This is a genomic window from Gracilimonas sediminicola (genome assembly GCF_024320785.1).
Taxonomy (GTDB): Bacteria; Bacteroidota; Rhodothermia; order Balneolales; family Balneolaceae; genus Gracilimonas; species Gracilimonas sediminicola.
Window position 1 is genome coordinate 1017258 of the sequence record NZ_JANDBC010000001.1, and the last position, 18099, is coordinate 1035356.

An 18099-nucleotide genomic window follows, 5' to 3' on the forward strand; every position below is an offset into this window, starting at 1 on the left:
AGGAATCCTCACCTGAGGTGAGAGTTTCAATTAGGAGTTACAGAGCACCAAAAATACTGCGGAATTTAAGCGCCCAAACCCGCCAGATGGCCTCTCTTACAATGGCCTTCGACATTTTTGAGACCCCTTCTTCCCGCTCCCGGAATACAATCGAAACTTCTTTCAGTTTAAAACCGGCTTTCCAGGCTCTGAAGTGTAGCTCTATCTGAAAAGCATATCCGTTCGATTTTATCCGCTCAATGGAAATGGATTCCAGCACCTTGCGGTGAATACATTTAAAACCGGCGGTAGTGTCAAAAATGGGCAGCCCCGTAATGGTGCGGGCATAAATGTTAGCACAGTAAGATAAAATCAAACGGCTTAGCGGCCAGTTTATAATACTGATTCCGTTTGCATACCGCGAGCCTACGGCCACATCAGCTTTACCCGATTTAACCTCGTTAATCAGCCTCTCTGCATCATCGGGATCGTGGGAGAAATCGGCATCCATTTCACATACATAATCATAGCCTTTATCCAGGGCGTACTCAAAACCTTTTACGTAAGCCGTGCCTAACCCCAGTTTGCCGGAACGTTCGATAAGCGCCACACGGCTGGAATATTCTTTCTGGGCCTTCCGTACAAAATCAGCGGTTCCATCCGGTGAACCGTCATCAATCACAAGAATATCCACTTGGTTCTCAAGATTCATAACGCGCTCAATCAGTCTGGTTATGTTGTGCGCTTCGTTGTATGTGGGGACAATAATTAAGGTATCTGAAGCCATGCTACTGTCCCTTTCCTTTTATGACGGTAATCATAGTGTTAATCAGGATTTTCGCATCCATTCTTAGTGATGCGTTTTCAATATAAAACAGGTCGAATTTTGTTTTCTCTTTTACATCATCGAGTGATGCATCGTATTTCCACTTTACCTGAGCCCAGCCGGTTATCCCCGGGCGAACTCTCAGCCTGCGGGTGTACAGGGGAATTTGTTTACTGAACTGTTCGACAAAATGAGGGCGTTCCGGTCGGGGGCCCACCAAACTCATATCACCTTTCAATACATTTATAAACTGTGGTACTTCGTCAACCCGAAGCTTTCTTAACCAGTAACCAAGCTTGGTTACGCGAGGGTCATCTTTCTTTGCCCAGGTGGGTCCGCTGTGCTTTTCCGCATTATCCAGCATGGTTCGGAATTTATAGATGGTGAAAATCTTACCGTTTCTCCCCACTCTTCGCTGCCGGTAAATAGCCGGCCCCGGTGATGTAAGGCGAACGGCCAAACCTATCAAAATCAAGAAGGGGAAGGTGAGCAGTAAAACAACCGCAGAGACAATGATATCAAATGCCCTTTTAATCGTTTTTTCCCAAAGAGGCATCGGTTCCGGGGAAATTTCAACCAGCGGCATTCCAAAAATCTGGTTGGTTTTACTGAGTCCGCTCACCAGCTGATAAAAATCGGGTAATAATTTGAGTGAGATCTCTGGAGCATCCACTTTAGAAATGACGTCCACCAAATCCTGACGGCGGTCGGGCTCCAGGGCCACTAAAATATCCTGAACCTGCCGTTCTTCCAGTATTTCTTTAATCTGATCGAGGTTCCCGATTACGTCCTCTTCGGTAATACCTGTTTCGGGGTCGGGTGCTTTTCCATTCACCTGTATAAACCCGAGCACCTGCATCCCCAGTATTTTATTACGGTTCAAATCATCATAGGCCGCTTTTGCTGTTTGGCCGGTACCTATAATCACCGTACGGTGCAGTCCTTTTCCTCTTTGCGCATAGTATTTCTGGATGGTACGAACGATAAACCGGTTCAACGCCAACAGCACAAAAATGGTAGCCCAATAGGTGATGATAATCATCCGCTGTTCGCTGATAGATATACTCTCGTTGATATTAATGATGAAGTATAAGATGAGCGCCCCAAGCACACTGGCTTTCAGTACTTTTATAAACTCATCGAGGCGGGATACGAGATATAGCTTTTTATATGACCCCATCACCACAAAAATAGCCAGCCAATAAAAGCTTATAATGATACCGCCGGAAATAAAATCCAGGTTAAAATCCTGAATCAGAATATTCATCGTATTCGGATAGAAGGAATGAAATACAAACCAACTGGCCAATACGATGAGGAAATCCAGAATACTGGTAAAAATTACTTCCCGATATCTTTTTAACTTCAGCACTATATTTATATGAGGCCTTTCATTTTTAAGATTGCCAAAATAAGCAATTTTAGATAGGCTGCATAACTTCTAAAACTTAAATTTAATTTAGATTGTACACACTTAAAAAGACAGCATCTACCACAAAAGCACGGCTTGGCGAACTAAAAACGGCACATGGTACTATTGAGACTCCCATTTTTATGCCCGTTGGCACCCTGGGAACCGTAAAAGGAGTTTCACAGGATACCCTGGCAGATCAGATTAAAGCACAGATTATTCTTGGCAATACCTATCACCTGTATTTGCGGCCGGGGTGTGATATAATCAAAGAAGCGGGTGGATTGCATAAATTTATGAAGTGGGATCTGCCTATTCTTACCGACTCAGGGGGATACCAGATTTTTTCCCTTTCCGATAACCGGGAACTGGACGAGGAAGGAGCTCACTTTCAAAGCCATATTGACGGCTCCCGACATACTTTTACTCCGGAAAATGTGGTGGAAACCCAGCGTATTCTGGGATCCGATATTATGATGCTGCTTGATGAATGCCCGCCCTATCCCAGTTCGTATGACTACGCCAAAAACTCCATGGAACTCACCCACCGCTGGGCCAAACGCGGCCGGAAGGCTTTTCTTGAAATGAAACCACTATACGGTCACGAACAGGCTCAGTTCGGTATTGTCCAGGGAGGAACGTATAAGGATTTACGGATTGAATCTTCCAAATTTATGGCCGATCAGGATTTTGAAGGCATTGCCATTGGTGGACTGAGTGTAGGGGAACCCATTGACATGATGTACGAATTTACCGATTTGAACACCGATTATCTCCCCAAAGAAAAAGCCCGCTACCTGATGGGTGTTGGAACTCCCGCCAATTTACTGGAAGGAGTGGCCCGCGGCGTGGATATGTTCGACTGCGTGATGCCTACACGTAATGCCAGAAACGGTACCATTTTTACCCGAAATGGAAGAGTGAATATCCGAAATGCCCAATGGAAAGAACACCACGATTACCTCGATCCTGATTTTCCCAGCGATTTATGCAGCAAATACACGATGGCTTATATCCACCACTTGATTCGAAATAATGAGATTTTTGGGATGGTGCTGGCATCTATCCATAACCTGACATTCTATTTATGGCTGATGGAAGAAGTGCGGAAGCGAATAGCGGATGACACTTTTGGCGAATGGTATCCGGGAATGGTGGAAAGACTGGAGAATAGGATTTAGTCTTTTTTCTTTGTTTCTGATAATATTTCTAAAGGATACGGACCATTAAATATGGTTTTGATAAGGATATCAATATCCATCCACAGCGAATAGTTTTGCAGGTAATACAAGCCAAAGCTTTCGGCTTCCTCTTCCTGCTGAATCCGGTTTTTGCTGATTTGAATGAGGCCCGTAACCCCCTTTTTGGCGGTGCTTGATTGCTCCATTACTGATTCATTGATGGGCGCCCCGACTAAACTCAGCTTACCTGAAATCACATACCCCAATAACCGGAGCCGGTTTTTCCACTTATTTTGCTCTATCTGCCGGTACAGTTTTATGCCTTCCACAAAAACCCAGTCTCGTCTCGAAAACAGCACAGCCGGCCAGCAGACCAACAACAGCAACACGAACAAAGGAACCGATAACCCAAGATCCAGCAATCTTTTCAGCAACCGATTTATGGGCTTGGAATATTCAAACTCTACTTCAACCAGGGGAATAGCTTCGAGGTATTCCACATTAGATTTCCCCAAAATGAAATCCATGGAGTCCGGGATCAGCTTAAATACAACTTCTTCTTTCTGGAGATTGGATATTTCCTTCAGCATCTGCTTATAGCTGATGGAATTCAACGCAAAAAACACCTGATCTACCTGATAGGCTTTTACCAGATCACGAAGCTGAGTCAGCCCTCCCAATGCTTTTTCATCATCTTCATCCACATTCACATAGCCTACCACTTCATAACTCCAGTCGGGACGCGTGTGTATTTTTGAAATGATATCAGCCGACTGCCCGGCATCGCCAACCAGAATTACCCGTGAATTCCTCAGTCTGCCCCTGTTCATGTTTCCAGCATCCTTTCTGTTCGCCCTGATCAGTTTATAGCTGACGAAAAAGATCACCCCTAAAATAAATCCAAAAATCAGACCCAGCCGCGAGTACGCAAGATTCCTTACAAAAAACGTGATTATTACCACTCCGGCATAGGTAATACTTAACGCTTTAAGAGCCGTTGAAATTGATTCCTTATTCTTTTTAAACATCCCCAGCAAGCTTCCGCTAAAGAGGAATAAGAGCGTCATCAACAGGTTTATCCAAAGGTATTTGGTTCCTTCCGGGGTCAATATGTTTGTACCCTTAATGCCGTAGCGGATCAAGAACCCTAAAGCCACCGACAAATTCAGTAATATCAGGTCGGCAAATACGGGCTTCAGTTTTTTCAGATTGGTTGAGATAAAAGAAAGAGCCGTTTTCAACCAAATAGCCAGGTAGATAAATATCCGAAAAAATAAACTGTACCGGGCGCTATAGTGCTTGTCAAAAAATTGATACAGCGCTTTATTAAAGATTCGGATGTACCGCAGATCACCTTTCTTGGTGCTCTCTCCTTTATAGTGAATGATGGAGGTATCGGGCACATAATCAATTCTATAATCTGTTTTCTGTACGCGGTAGCACAGGTCAATATCTTCCCCATACATAAAAAAGCGCTCATCGAAACCGTCCAGCTCTTTGAGTAAATCGGTTCGCCAGAACATAAAGGATCCGGAAAGCACTGGGATTTCACCGGCCTCATCTTCACCCATCCAGCTCAGGTAGTATTGGCTAAACAGTTTACTTTCCGGGAATAACGTATTCAGCCCAAAAACTTTGCACGAAGCTGACCAAATAGTAGGGATCGAACGCCGGGATTCCGGAGCAAAAGTACCATCCGGATTTAAAATTTTGCACCCTGCCGCTCCACACTCCGGGTTTTCATTCATGTGGTTCACCAATACATCGAGCGTGTCTTCACTTACCAGCGTATCCGGGTTAATGATTAGCGTAAACTCCCCATTTGCCTGCCTGATGGCCTGATTGTTCGCCTTCCCAAAACCGACATTCTCCTCATTGGCTATGTAATTAACTTCCGGATACCGCTGTTTGAGATAGGAAACAGAATCATCGCCGGAGTCATTGTCCACAACAAATATTTCCAGGGCAAAGTCGTGTTGTGCTTTTTTTAACGAGTTAAGGAGATTGGCTATATACTCTTTAACCTTATAGTTAACAATAACCACCGAGATATGAGGAGCTGCATTTTGCACGCTTTAAAATCCTAAGTTCTTGGGGTGATAGTCAATATTTTATTCCAACACATATCCGCCCCTTATTTTACAATAACTACTTTTCCAACCCCTGTTTCCCGGCCACTGTCTTCATACGCAATCAGGAAATAAACACCGGTTCCCAATCGGTTGCCACTGTAATCAAATCCATCCCAGCTTATCCTTCCACCTTGGGCCGTAAGCTCGTTCACCACAATGCCATCCACACCCAACACTTTTATTTGGGTTGATTCGCTTAATCCCTCTACCACAATCCGGCTATGTTTAGCGTAGTTAAATGGGTTCGGAAACACCTTTAGCTTATCCATTGATTTAACCGGAGCTTTTGGAATATCGAGATAACTCACCAATCCCAAATCAGTAGCTATAAACACCTCACCCGTTTCATTATTTATGGAAATAGATTCAATATTATTTGAGATCAGGTTACTGTTCTCTGTGGTAAACCGTTTTATGATCCGGCTGCCTTCGTCATTTAATACCCATATTCCCTGGTTCACACTGCCAATCCACTTCTGGTTGGCATCATTAACCGCCATGGTGCTTACATTTACATCTCGCAGTAAAAAGCGGGATGCAGCCGTGGTATCTTCATTAATTAGCCATTGAGCCTGCCGCTCTTCCGGGCCTCCTTCAACAATTAGCTCCGGGAAAATGAACCGGGCAATTCCCCTTCCGGTGCCAATCCAAACTTCTCCGTTCTTATCCTGAATAAAGGCATTAATTTTATCATCAGGAAGATTTCCATTTGATATTGCTGATGATAATCGCACCGAACGGTCATCATTGGGGTCCGTAGGTTCCCCGGTTTCTAAAATCAACAAGCCTTGCCCCACATTGTCGCTATTAACCAGCGAAATCCATTTTTGGTCAAAGGAGTCTATAAATAAGTTAAAGTATAAGCTGCTTCCGGCTCGTCCTCTAAAGGGAATCCATTCCTCAGTCTCATTTAATTGAACGTAAAGCGGGAACTCAGCCCAATATGAAACAGCCCACATATTATTTTCGCTGTCATCATCCAGTCCGGAAATCACCACATAATTGGGGTTTTCATCAATTCCCAACAGGCTCGAATTAGACCTGTCATATTGAGTGATTTCGTTTGTTGATTTCTGATGCTTAATAATACCGTCGCCCCAGCTTCCAAAAAAATAGGAAGAATCGTTTGAGCCTACCGAAAACGCATAGGCTGTATTATTTAATGCGGGATTCGTGTTTCTGTTGAAGTTATTCCATAATCCGTCTTCGAAAATATAATACCCTCTTAGAAAAGCGAATGCATCTGCACTTGGGAATGAGGTGGTTGAAGTACCAATCAATATATTATCCTCCACTTGTAGATTACCAAAAAAATTGAGGTAAGGCCCACTGGGAAGATAAAAATCGGCATTGCTGTTCCTGTTCTCCAGCACTACAAGTCCTTCATTGGTTGTCCCTAAAAAAATTCGCTCACTATCAAAGCGCATTTCCGTAATTGAACTTTCCAGGCTCAGGTTAATGCTTTCAGAATTCTGTTCTGTGTCTATAATCGTAAGTCTTGATGCTGAAGCAGCTCCCAATTCCTGACCGCTCATGCTTTTTTGAAAACTACGGATGCCACTTGCCGGAAATTCAGGATGTAAGGTCCACGCAGAGTTATTCTCCTGCGTATAAATGCTGCCGTCAATCAGAACGTTAATTTGGGAATTAAAAAAGTTAATCTCCTGCACACTATTAGCCGGGAGTCCCTCTGCTTCCGTGTAGTTAACCCAATTATCGCTTTCAACCAGGTTAGTATTTAAACTTCCGTAAGCTACCCCCTGAACTGTAGCAGCATAAATAGTATCTGAAACGATATCGAGATCATTTACTTGAACACCGATATCAAAATCAGCCAGCTGAAGAAAACTGTTCTCTACAAACAGGTTTTGAAGGTTATATACCACAATTCCAAAACTGGTGGCTACATAAAGCCGATTTTCATATACCTGAAACGCATTAATGCTTTTTGAATTAAATCTCGAAACTCTTTTGATGTCTTCTATTCTTTCTACTTCATTAGTTTCAAGATCAATTACATCCAGATTTCCGTCGATATATCCGGCGATTAATCGATTGTTGTCTGTGTCGGCAATAATCGTAGTGGGATTAGATCGATACAGCCCGTCGAGGGTCGTTAATTGGTGACTGATCTCTCCATTCTCAACGCTGAATATACCCCCTAAAGTAGCACTAAATATTTCGCCCTCATTTAACGTGATGGAATTTATCGTAGAATATGAGGGATAAGCGTTCCAGCTTTCAAGACCCTGCGATTGGGATGCAAAAGGAAGGCTACAGAGAATAGATAGAAAGAATAATTTCTTAATCATATCAACCAATTAGATGTCGGTTTCTTAAAGTAATTGCATGCAAGCAGTTGCTCGCAGATGGTCACTAACCGTAGCTATTTTCTATACTGCCTGATTTGATGTTTGAAATTATTCGGTGCTAATAACTTAAGGAAAAAGATCAGGTAGGTAAATTAAATCAAAAAATAAATTAACGACATAAAAAAAGCCTCTTCGTTGATTGGAAGAGGCTTAGGGGAAAAAAGGAAGAAGGCGACGACCTACTCTACCCCTTGCGGGAGTACCATCGGCGCTGCAGGGCTTAACGTCCGTGTTCGGGATGGGAACGGGTGGGACCCCTGCGCTAGAGTCACCTTCAATAAAATCAGTACATGTAATGTCTAAAAAAACGTTCTTTGACATGATGAGGCCAGCAATAGTAACGGGGTTTATAAACTTAGCTGATTACAGGGGGAATGCACGGGGACCCGTGCAAACCATATAACCGAAGCCAGTGGCCTAATTAGTATAGCTCGGCTAACCATGTTACCATGGGTACACCTGCTACCTATCTACCTGGTCGTCTCCCAGGAGGCTCTTAGGGAATACTTATCTTGGAGCGTGCTTCGCGCTTAGATGCATTCAGCGGCTTATCACTTCCGCACATAGCTACCCTGCGATGCATGCGACCACACAACAGGTACACTAGCGGTGCGTCCACTCCGGTCCTCTCGTACTAGGAGCAGCTCTCCGCAATATTCCTACGCCCACAGCAGATAGAGACCGAACTGTCTCACGACGTTCTGAACCCAGCTCGCGTACCGCTTTAATTGGCGAACAGCCAAACCCTTGGGACCTTCTCCAGCCCCAGGATGCGATGAGCCGACATCGAGGTGCCAAACCTCCCCGTCGATGTGAACTCTTGGGGGAGATAAGCCTGTTATCCCCGGAGTACCTTTTATCCTTTGAGCGATGGCCCTTCCATGCGGTGCCACCGGATCACTAAACCCAACTTTCGTTCCTGCTCGACCTGTGTGTCTTGCAGTCAAGCACCCTTATGCTTTTACACGCTACGCACGATTGCCAACCGTGCTGAGGGTACCTTTGGGAGCCTCCGTTACTCTTTAGGAGGCGACCGCCCCAGTCAAACTACCCACCATACACTGTTCCTCCGTTGCCCGGAGGTTAGAATTCACCTGAGGCAAGGGCGGTATTTCACTGGGCGACTCCCCCCAACCTAGCGATCAGGGTTCAAAGTCTCCCGCCTATGCTACACATGCATCCGGTAAAGCCAATGTAAAGTTGTAGTAAAGGTTCACGGGGTCTTTTCGTCCCGCTGCGGGTAATCGGCGTCATCACCGATACCACAATTTCACCGAGCTCATGGCTGAGACAGTGCCCAAATCGTTACACCATTCGTGCAGGTCGGAACTTACCCGACAAGGAATTTCGCTACCTTAGGACCGTTATAGTTACGGCCGCCGTTTACTGGGGCTTCAGTTAAGGGCTTCGCCGAAGCTAACCCCCTTCTTTAACCTTCCAGCACCGGGCAGGTGTCAGTCCCTATACATCGCCTTGCGGCTTAGCAGAGACATGTGTTTTTGGTAAACAGTCGTTTGGGCCTTTTCACTGCGCCCCGAACGCCCGAAGGCGCCCAGGGGATCCTTCTCCCGAAGTTACGGATCGAATTTGCCTAGTTCCTTAGCCATGAATTACTCGAGCACCTTAGGATACTCTCCTCACCCACCTGTGTCGGTTTGGGGTACGAGCGGGTTGTACAAACTACGACGCTTTTCTCGGCAGCGGGATTACCTCCACTATCTCCTTGCCCGCAGGCTCAGAGTACTGTCGGGGTTCAGCCTTAACGGGAGGCGGATTTGCCTGCCTCCCAGCCTACGCCCTTTAACGTGCATTCGTCAGCACGCGGGAGTGTCACTTCTGCGTCACGCCTTAGCCTGGCGTACAACTCGGTACCGGAATATTGAACCGGTTTGCCATCGGCTTCGCCTTTCGGCTACACCTTAGGTCTCGACTAACCCTGATCCGATTAGCGTTGATCAGGAACCCTTGGGTTTATGGTGGACGGGTTTCTCGCCCGTCTTCTCGTTACTCATGCCTACAGTTTCGCTTCCAGGGGCTCCACGGAGTCTCGCGACTCCGCTTCTGCGCCCCTGGAATGCTCCCTTACCTCCCCCGATAAATCGGGGGACCACAGCTTCGGCAGTATGTTTAATGCCCGTGTATTATCGACGCCGGGCCGCTTAACTAGTGAGCTATTACGCACTCTTTAAAGGAATGGCTGCTTCTAAGCCAACCTCCTAGTTGTCTGGGCAACCCAACTTTCTTTGTTCAACTTAACATACATTTGGGGGCCTTAGCTGGTGGTCTGGGTTGTTTCCCTCTCGCGACGGGACGTTATCACCCCGCCACTGACTGCCTGGTGGCTCTCTGCCGGTATTCGGAGTTTGTCTAGGGTTGGTACCCGGTGAAGGGCCCTAGCCTAATCAGTGCTCTACCTCCGGAGAGACAAAACCAGACGCTATACCTAAATATATTTCAGGGAGTACGAGCTATTTCCAAGTTTGATTGGCCTTTCACCCCTATCCACAGTTCATCCGAAGACTTTTCAACGTCTGGCGGTTCGGGCCTCCATGGGGTTTTACCCCCACTTCACCCTGACCATGGATAGCTCACTTGGTTTCGCGTCTGCCCCGCTGTACTGCACGCCCGTTTCAGACTCGCTTTCGCTGCGGCTCCTCCGCTTAGCGGATTAACCTCGCACAACAGGAGCAACTCGTAGGCTCATTATACAAAAGGCACGCCGTCACCCCTCAAAGAGAGGCTCCGACCGCTTGTAAGCACACGGTTTCAGGTACTATTTCACTCGCCTTCTCGGCGTTCTTTTCACCTTTCCCTCACGGTACTGGTTCACTATCGGTCATACAGATGTATTTAGCCTTACCGGATGGTGCCGGCTGGTTCACGCAGAGTTTCACCTGCCCCGCGCTACTCAGGATACCCGCCTCTCCGCTCGCCGTACGCCTACAGGCCTTTCACCTTCTGTGGGACTGCTTTCCAGGCAGTTTCGACTTAAGCTCGCTTCGATTATGCAGGTCCTACTACCCCGACTCCCCGTAGGAAGCCGGTTTGGGCTGCTTCCCGTTCGCTCGCCGCTACTAGGGAAATCACTGAATTGTTTTCTTTTCCTGGGGGTACTTAGATGTTTCAGTTCCCCCCGTACGCCCTCCTCGAAAGGAGTATCCTCCCGGTAAACCGGGAGAATGGGTTGCCCCATTCGGAAATCCACGGATCATTGCTCGTATGCAGCTCCCCGCAGCTTATCGCAGCTTTACACGTCCTTCATCGCCTCTGTATGCCTAGGCATCCACCGTGTGCCCTTAGTATGCTTCTACTATATGGTTTGCACGGCGTCTCCGCCGCCAAACCTACTCGTATTCATGCTATTGGTTTATTGTGGGCCGGACGGGGACGAACCTGTCCGGCTACCTTGGCGTAGTACGCAATCCTTAGTAACCTAAGAAATGCGCCCTACTATCTTTTGTCGCACATACAAGATGTGCGACATCAGACCTATTACTATTGCTATATTGCTTCATCATGTCAAAGAACCCGCGCTCGGCGCGGTACGGCCCGTTCGACGGGCAGCGTGTTTTACTACGGATGCATGCGCCCGGCCTCGAAAGACCAGCAAAATACATCCTAAACAATCTTATAAAGAACTTCGCGAGCTTTCCGGGCAAACCGCCTCTCATATCTCAATACTCACGACTACATTACTACCTTAAAATTCCTGTGGAGCTACGGGGATTCGAACCCCGGACCCCTGCCTTGCAAAGGCAGTGCTCTAGCCAGCTGAGCTATAGCCCCTTGGTTACCATTGTGGGCTTGGGAGGACTTGAACCTCCGACCTCACGCTTATCAGGCGTGCGCTCTAACCACCTGAGCTACAAGCCCCCATATCAGGCAGGCCTCGGCTGCAGGCGGTATTCGCCGGCTGCGGCGAGTGTGTGACCCGCCGGGTACACAGTCAATTAAAAGTACAGATCAGATTGTTTGCCACGAGCGATGCGTAGCGTCGTAGTCCCATATTGCAGGGACGCTCTCCTTGAAAGGAGGTGATCCAGCCGCACCTTCCGGTACGGCTACCTTGTTACGACTTAGCGCCAGTTACCAGGCTTACCCTAGGCACTCCTTGCTGGAGCGACATCAGGTACTCCTGACTTCCATCGCTTGACGGGCGGTGTGTACAAGGCCCGGGAACGTATTCACCGCGTCATTGCTGATACGCGATTACTAGCGATTCCACCTTCATGGAGTCGAGTTGCAGACTCCAATCCGAACTGAGAATGGCTTTGTGGATTTGCTCCTGCTCGCGCAGTGGCTACCCATTGTACCATCCATTGTAGCACGTGTGCAGCCCTGGACGTAAGGGCCATGATGACTTGACGTCGTCCCCACCTTCCTCACTACTTGCGTAGGCAGTCTGGCTAGAGTCCCCACCATTACGTGCTGGTAACTAACCACAGGGGTTGCGCTCGTTGCGGGACTTAACCCAACACCTCACGGCACGAGCTGACGACAGCCATGCAGCACCTTCCATAGTGCCCCGAAGGGACCCTCCTTTTCGGGAGGTTGCACTGTGGATTTAGCCCAGGTAAGGTTCCTCGCGTTGCATCGAATTAAGCCACATGCTCCACCGCTTGTGCGGGCCCCCGTCAATTCCTTTGAGTTTCATCGTTGCCGACGTACTCCCCAGGTGGTATGCTTACTGCGTTAACTGCATCACTGGCCCCAAAGGGCCAACAACTAGCATACATCGTTTACAGCGTGGACTACCAGGGTATCTAATCCTGTTCGCTCCCCACGCTTTCGTGCCTCAGCGTCAGTTACAGTCCAGCCGGCCGCCTTCGCCACTGGTGTTCTTCGTAATATCTATGCATTTCACCGCTACACTACGAATTCCACCGACCTCTTCTGTACTCAAGAAACCCAGTATCCATGGCAATTTTACCGTTAAGCGGCAAGATTTCACCACAGACTTAGGCTCCCGCCTACGCACCCTTTACACCCAATGATTCCGGACAACGCTTGCACCCTCCGTATTACCGCGGCTGCTGGCACGGAGTTAGCCGGTGCTTATTCCAATGGTACCGTCACCCCAGGTCGAAACCCGGGCGTTCTTCCCATTAAAAAGCCGTTTACAACCCATAGGGCCGTCTTCCGGCACGCGGCGTGGCTGCGTCAGGCTTTCGCCCATTGCGCAAGATTCCTCACTGCTGCCTCCCGTAGGAGTCTGGGCCGTGTCTCAGTCCCAGTGTGGGGGATCATCCTCTCAGACCCCCTAGCTATCATCGCCTTGGTGAGCCGTTACCTCACCAACTAACTAATAGCACGCAGACCCCTCTATACCCGGCCGAAACCTTTAACAACTGTGGCCATGCGGCCCCGCTGCATTATGCGGTATTAGCATCCCTTTCGAAATGTTATCCCCCAGGTATAGGCAGGTTATCTACGCGTTACTCACCCGTCCGCCAGTCTCCAGTGACTGCAAGCAGTCACCTTCTCCTTCGACTTGCATGTGTTAAGCCCGCCGCCAGCGTTCGTCCTGAGCCAGGATCAAACTCTCCATTGTAAATAAAATATATATACTCTGTGAGCTGACCCTACGCTCTTGGTCATTATCAAATGCAAAAAATTTGCATCAAGAAATTGAACAAGCTCTCGCTCGCACAAACAATCTGATCTATACTTCAATATGTCTAAGAACAAACCTTTCAGCGAAAAAAAATGCCGGCCAAAACATCAAGTTTTAGTCAGCGTTTTTGTTTCCTCGAAAGGATTATAAAGGTAAGGGCTGAACCCCATTCACTGCAAATTTTATTTCAAATTTCTTTCACTTTTTTTCTGTGCCAACGTGAGTCATTCAGATTCATATAAAGAGTGCCCTGAAGGGTCTTCATCATAGTGCTTAAGAAATCTAACACCCAAATAAAAGAGCGGTGTGTCGAAAAGTGCGAAGAAAAACTTAAACAAATAACTGTTGATGATCAGAATAATGAGCGTGGCAACAGAATTCACATTATCGCCGAGGTTTCCGGCCAAATATAAAATCGTTAAAATGGCGGTCGAATCTACCAGTTGACTACACATGGTTGATGCATTATTCCTTAGCCAAAGATGTTTGCCCCCAGTCAGGTTTTTCCAAAAGTGAAATAAACGGACGTCAACGGTTTGGGCTGTCAGGTAAGCGATCATACTGGCGATCGTATTCCCTACCATAAATTCATAAACTCCTTCAAATAATTGAATGCCACCGCTAACCCCACCTGTATTTGGAAGCCAATGCCCTACCGACATTAAGAAGAGCATGAACACGTTCATCGCAAACCCAATCCATACGACTAACTGTGCTTTCTTTCTTCCAAATAGTTCAGATATTAAATCGGTTGCCAGAAATGTTATTGGGTAAGCAATCAACCCAACGGGAATACTCATTATATATATGTCTTCATTTCTTACCAGCGAAGGCGTCAACGATTTTAACCAATCGGGTAGGTGAATACTGAAGAGTGTAACAAATTTGGTTGTCCCGATTACATTTCCCAGAACCAACGCCGTCAGAAATACTCCTGCCAGGCTCAGAAATAAAGCGTCTCTTTTTGCCAGTGATGGCTTTCGTTCATCCATAAAAACAATTGATAAGAATTAGCCCAAAAGTAAACATTCAAAACAATTTTTCAATTTATATCGTAGCAACGAACTGAAAGCCTCACGCATTCGTTTTGCAAGTGAAATAATCAAGACTATGACTACAGAAAAACTGAATACTAAAATTGAGCTGACGGAAGCAGCGATAGACCTATATATAGAGGATAAGTTTTCTATACCAAACCTGACCGATAAAACAGGCAAAACTGCTTCTGAAATTTATGCTTTGTTCCCGAATAAAAAGTCTATTCTTCAATTCTACTATCCCTCACTTGTAATACGCTACCGCGCAATGATTGGAGAGATTGAGGACTTCGACTCTTACACCATCGCTGAAAAGCTATCAAACTTCTGCTATACCCTATTTGATATGATGGACGACCGGCGGGCATTCGTGGAAGACACCTTTGAAAAGTATGAGTGGAAGTGTACATCCAACACGGAATTCCGAAATGAGATTAAAGATTTGTTTACTGACTTCTTTACCACAGATGGCCGCATTGCCACCAGCGCCGGCTTTATTATTGGGGATCTTTTTTACTCATCACTTAGAACACAGTATTTATTCCTGGTCAAATTCTGGCTGGAGGATGAAAGTGAGGATAAGGAACGTACATTTGCCTTGGTTGACAAACTAACCGGATTTATAGAAGAACTGGTGTATTCCAAAATTGTTGATAAAGGATTCGACTTAGCCAAATACTCTGTGAGTGCTTTTGGTTTCAGCCAACAGGTTGAAGATTTCAATGAATGGGTTTCTAGCTGGTTTGAAGATGAACATGAAGTTGAAGTCGAAATTACAGATGAAGAAGACGAGGAGACTGAAGATGAGTAATGACTTCCCATCCTCGAAATTTGAGCGAGGCAGCCGTATTGCCAAAACCGGACTCAAGGTTGGAACCAATTATGCCAAGCGTTATTTACGGAAGAAATCAGGTAAAGAAAACGGGGATTCTGACAGCAGCTTCCATTCCGAGAATGCCAAAGAGGTATTTAAGGAGTTTACCAAACTGCGAGGAACTGCATTAAAGATTGCCCAGGGCATGAGCATGGATCAGGGGTTTTTGCCTGAAGAATTCGCTGAGGTAATGAGTCAGGCTCAATATTCGGTTCCTCCTATTAATAAAGCTTTGGTTCGCTCTATCATAAAAAGAGAATTGGGTGACTATCCCGAGCAGTTATTTACCCGTTTCGACTCCGAGGCTTTTGCGGCAGCATCCATCGGCCAGGTGCATCTGGCAGAGCTTAAAGACGGACGAAAAGCTGCCATCAAAATACAATACCCCAATGTTCGGGAGACCATCAATTCCGACCTTGGCCTTGCTAAAATTTTAGTGAAACGCATCGTTAAGAAGGGCGCTGATATTGATCCCTATTTTGATGAAGTAAAACAAACCCTGCTGGAAGAAACCGATTATACAAATGAAGGCCAGCAAATTGAGTTATTCCGAGAGCGATTTGGCGGGATGAATATCGTTATTCCGGAGTGGATCAAAGAGTATTCTACGGATAAAGTTTTGTGTATGACGTACCTGGAAGGCCGGCATCTCAATGAGTTCCTGAAAGAAAACCCAACCCAAGAACAGCGAAATCGCTTCGGGCAGCTGCTGTGGGATTTTTTCCATCAACAAATTCAGGATAAGAATTACGTTCACGCCGACACGCACCCCGGAAACTTTTTATTCACTAACGATGACAAACTGGGCGTAATTGACTTCGGTTGTGTGAAGCAATTTCCCGAAGAGTTTTTCATGAATTACCTTCGGTTGCTACCCACCCATTTAGATGGGGATGAAGAAGCCATTCGTAATCTTTATTACAAACTTAAAGTCATCAAACCTGATTCAGATAATCCCGACAAAGAAGAGAAATACTTCCGTTTCGCCCGTAATTATGGAATGACTTTCGCTGAGCCTTATAAATCTGAAGTTTTTGATTTTGGGAACGAAGACTACCGAAATAAGATCAAGTACTTTACCAAAGACGCTCCCATCGGTAATGAACCCCGTGGATCTCAGCACTTCTTATATACAACCCGTGTACACCTTGGGCTTTACAATCTGCTGATGAAACTGGGAGCCCATGTCAACACTTCCAAAAGCAAAGAAATACTTAGCGAAATGCTGGACGTTGATTTTGGGGAATTGGTATAAGCCAAATTTCACAGCTTTTCGGTTGCCGAAATAGTATTGGTTTGCAAAGTCAGTATAAACCAATCTGCACAGCTCATCTGCCACTGACTATATATTCATAAGTATTTATATCAGTGTGCATTCAATAATTTGTTATATTTATTGAAATTGGAAAACGGCACATAAACATTCTACATGGATACTTCAGCATCTGAGGGGCATAAAAGAGATAAAGACGGGTTTTACTGGTCAGATGATGCAGAGCCTCATTTAGAACGACGAAAAGAAATCTTAAAAAAATACCCACAGGTAAGAGACCTATACGGAGTTGACCCCTCTTTAAAGTACAAAGTTTTTGGCTTGGTTCTCATCCAGATGATTTCCGCTTACTTTGCTCCGAATTTACACTGGTCGTTATTTTTAGTGGCCTCTTATGTGTTGGGTGCTACTATTTCTCATGCTTTATTCTTGGCTATCCATGAACTGAGTCACCATTTGGCATTTAAGAAAAGAGCTCACAATAATTGGCTTGCTATTTTTGCCAATATTCCGATGATTTTCCCTTACGCAATGTCGTTCAAGACCTACCATTTGATGCACCATGCCGAGCAAGGCGATGAACACCATGATGCCGATTTACCCCACCCTGTAGAGGCGGGATTTTTCAAAGGATTGTGGGGGAAATTGGTTTGGGCGTTCAATCAAATCCTATGCTACATCATTCGTCCTTTATTTGTGCACCCCTTAAAAATGAAAAAGTGGCATTTCATTAACATGGCATTTCAATTCCCCGTTATTGCGGTGTTCATATATTTTGCCGGATGGCAGGCTCTTCTTTACTTAGCCGTGTCAGTATTTTTTGCAGGAAGTTTACACCCGCTTGCCGGACATTTTATTTCTGAACATTATGTTTTTGAGGAAGGTCAAGAAACCTATTCCTATTACGGTCCGCTAAACAAGCTCTCATTCAATGTAGGATTTCATAACGAGCATCATGATTTCCCCCGCATTCCGGGATCAAGATTGCCCAAGCTAAAGAAATTAGCTCCCGAGTATTACGATGATTTGTACGCCCACAGTTCATGGACCCGGGTACTCTATAAATTCATCACCAATTCGGACATCTCCTTACATAGCCGGGTTAGACGAAAGAGCTCTCAAAACAGAAAGTAATCCGCTTCGGCCATCATTCTATAGCAGAACCAATGGAGTGAAATATAATTAACGGAACACAGATGACATGGATCGGGCAGGTTTTCGCTGATTTGTTATTGAACCTCTTTATTAATTTTGCACAGTACCAGCAAAGCTAATACCTGACCTGTTTTTAGAATTCTCATACCTCCATTCCCCTCCGGCTGTTCAGCGAGCTGATGTTCGTTCTCTCAAAAAAATCTGTAAGGAATTCGGTTTTCATAGCTCTTACCTGAGAAAAAGAC

General features: G+C 45.9%; 9 protein-coding genes, 2 tRNA genes and 3 rRNA genes. 4 read left to right on the forward strand and 10 right to left on the reverse strand.

The genetic code is table 11. The features are described 5' to 3' along the window. Window positions 1-37 precede the first annotated feature (37 nt). Entirely contained in the window at window positions 38-766 is a 729-nt protein-coding gene (locus NM125_RS04585) for a polyprenol monophosphomannose synthase (protein ID WP_255133311.1), read from the reverse strand. 1 nt (window position 767) lies between these two features. Continuing rightward, a complete protein-coding gene (locus NM125_RS04590; RefSeq protein WP_255133313.1) occupies window positions 768-2177 on the reverse strand; it encodes a sugar transferase in 1410 nt (469 codons plus the stop codon). 92 nt (window positions 2178-2269) lie between these two features. Here NM125_RS04590 and tgt point away from each other — a divergent pair, with 92 nt between their 5' ends. Continuing rightward, a complete protein-coding gene (tgt, locus tag NM125_RS04595) occupies window positions 2270-3397 on the forward strand; it encodes a tRNA guanosine(34) transglycosylase Tgt (protein WP_255133315.1) in 1128 nt (375 codons plus the stop codon). Here tgt and NM125_RS15950 read toward each other — a convergent pair. The 8 genes from NM125_RS15950 to NM125_RS04635 all read right to left on the reverse strand — a co-directional run bounded on the left by NM125_RS15950 (window position 3394) and on the right by NM125_RS04635 (window position 14507). Beyond that, a complete protein-coding gene (locus NM125_RS15950; protein WP_255133317.1) occupies window positions 3394-5469 on the reverse strand; it encodes a glycosyltransferase in 2076 nt (691 codons plus the stop codon). The genes tgt and NM125_RS15950 overlap by 4 nt on opposite strands. A gap of 62 nt (window positions 5470-5531) precedes the next feature. Further along, entirely contained in the window at window positions 5532-7841 is a 2310-nt protein-coding gene (gene porZ / locus NM125_RS04605; protein WP_255133319.1) for a type IX secretion system anionic LPS delivery protein PorZ, read from the reverse strand. Window positions 7842-8067: 226 nt separating this feature from the next. After that, window positions 8068-8177, reverse strand: a 5S ribosomal RNA gene (gene rrf / locus NM125_RS04610). Window positions 8178-8301: 124 nt separating this feature from the next. Continuing rightward, window positions 8302-11212 (reverse strand): 23S ribosomal RNA (locus NM125_RS04615). A 401-nt stretch (window positions 11213-11613) separates the two neighbouring features. After that, a tRNA-Ala gene (locus NM125_RS04620) sits at window positions 11614-11687 on the reverse strand. Between the two features lie 13 nt (window positions 11688-11700). Beyond that, a tRNA-Ile gene (locus NM125_RS04625) sits at window positions 11701-11774 on the reverse strand. Between the two features lie 154 nt (window positions 11775-11928). Further along, window positions 11929-13452, reverse strand: a 16S ribosomal RNA gene (locus tag NM125_RS04630). The 16S, 23S and 5S rRNA genes sit together here with 2 tRNA genes alongside, the layout of an rRNA operon. A 287-nt stretch (window positions 13453-13739) precedes the next feature. Beyond that, window positions 13740-14507, reverse strand: coding sequence for a queuosine precursor transporter (locus tag NM125_RS04635; RefSeq protein ID WP_255133321.1), 768 nt, complete (start codon window positions 14505-14507; stop codon window positions 13740-13742). Window positions 14508-14625: 118 nt separating this feature from the next. On the opposite strand from NM125_RS04635, the gene NM125_RS04640 reads away from it, so the two are divergent. The 3 genes from NM125_RS04640 to NM125_RS04650 all read left to right on the forward strand — a co-directional run bounded on the left by NM125_RS04640 (window position 14626) and on the right by NM125_RS04650 (window position 17833). Next, a complete protein-coding gene (locus NM125_RS04640) occupies window positions 14626-15363 on the forward strand; it encodes a TetR family transcriptional regulator C-terminal domain-containing protein (protein ID WP_255133323.1) in 738 nt (245 codons plus the stop codon). After that, window positions 15356-16681: an ABC1 kinase family protein gene (locus tag NM125_RS04645; protein WP_255133325.1), complete on the forward strand. Its 1326-nt coding sequence runs from the start codon at window positions 15356-15358 to the stop codon at window positions 16679-16681. The genes NM125_RS04640 and NM125_RS04645 overlap by 8 nt, the downstream gene beginning before the upstream one ends. Before the next feature lie 174 nt (window positions 16682-16855). Next, window positions 16856-17833 carry a fatty acid desaturase gene (locus tag NM125_RS04650; protein ID WP_255133327.1) on the forward strand — a complete coding sequence of 326 codons (978 nt, stop codon included), beginning with the start codon at window positions 16856-16858 and terminating at the stop codon, window positions 17831-17833. Window positions 17834-18099: the final 266 nt, after the last annotated feature.

What these genes read in the sequence shown, in the direction of transcription:
- NM125_RS04585 (WP_255133311.1), bottom strand. Translation starts at nt 766, where the DNA reads ATGGCTTCAGATACCTTAATTATTGTCCCCACATACAACGAAGCGCAC.
- porZ (WP_255133319.1), bottom strand. Translation starts at nt 7,841, where the DNA reads ATGATTAAGAAATTATTCTTTCTATCTATTCTCTGTAGCCTTCCTTTT.
- NM125_RS04635 (WP_255133321.1), bottom strand. Translation starts at nt 14,507, where the DNA reads ATGGATGAACGAAAGCCATCACTGGCAAAAAGAGACGCTTTATTTCTG.
- NM125_RS04640 (WP_255133323.1), top strand. Translation starts at nt 14,626, where the DNA reads ATGACTACAGAAAAACTGAATACTAAAATTGAGCTGACGGAAGCAGCG.
- NM125_RS04645 (WP_255133325.1), top strand. Translation starts at nt 15,356, where the DNA reads ATGAGTAATGACTTCCCATCCTCGAAATTTGAGCGAGGCAGCCGTATT.
- NM125_RS04650 (WP_255133327.1), top strand. Translation starts at nt 16,856, where the DNA reads ATGGATACTTCAGCATCTGAGGGGCATAAAAGAGATAAAGACGGGTTT.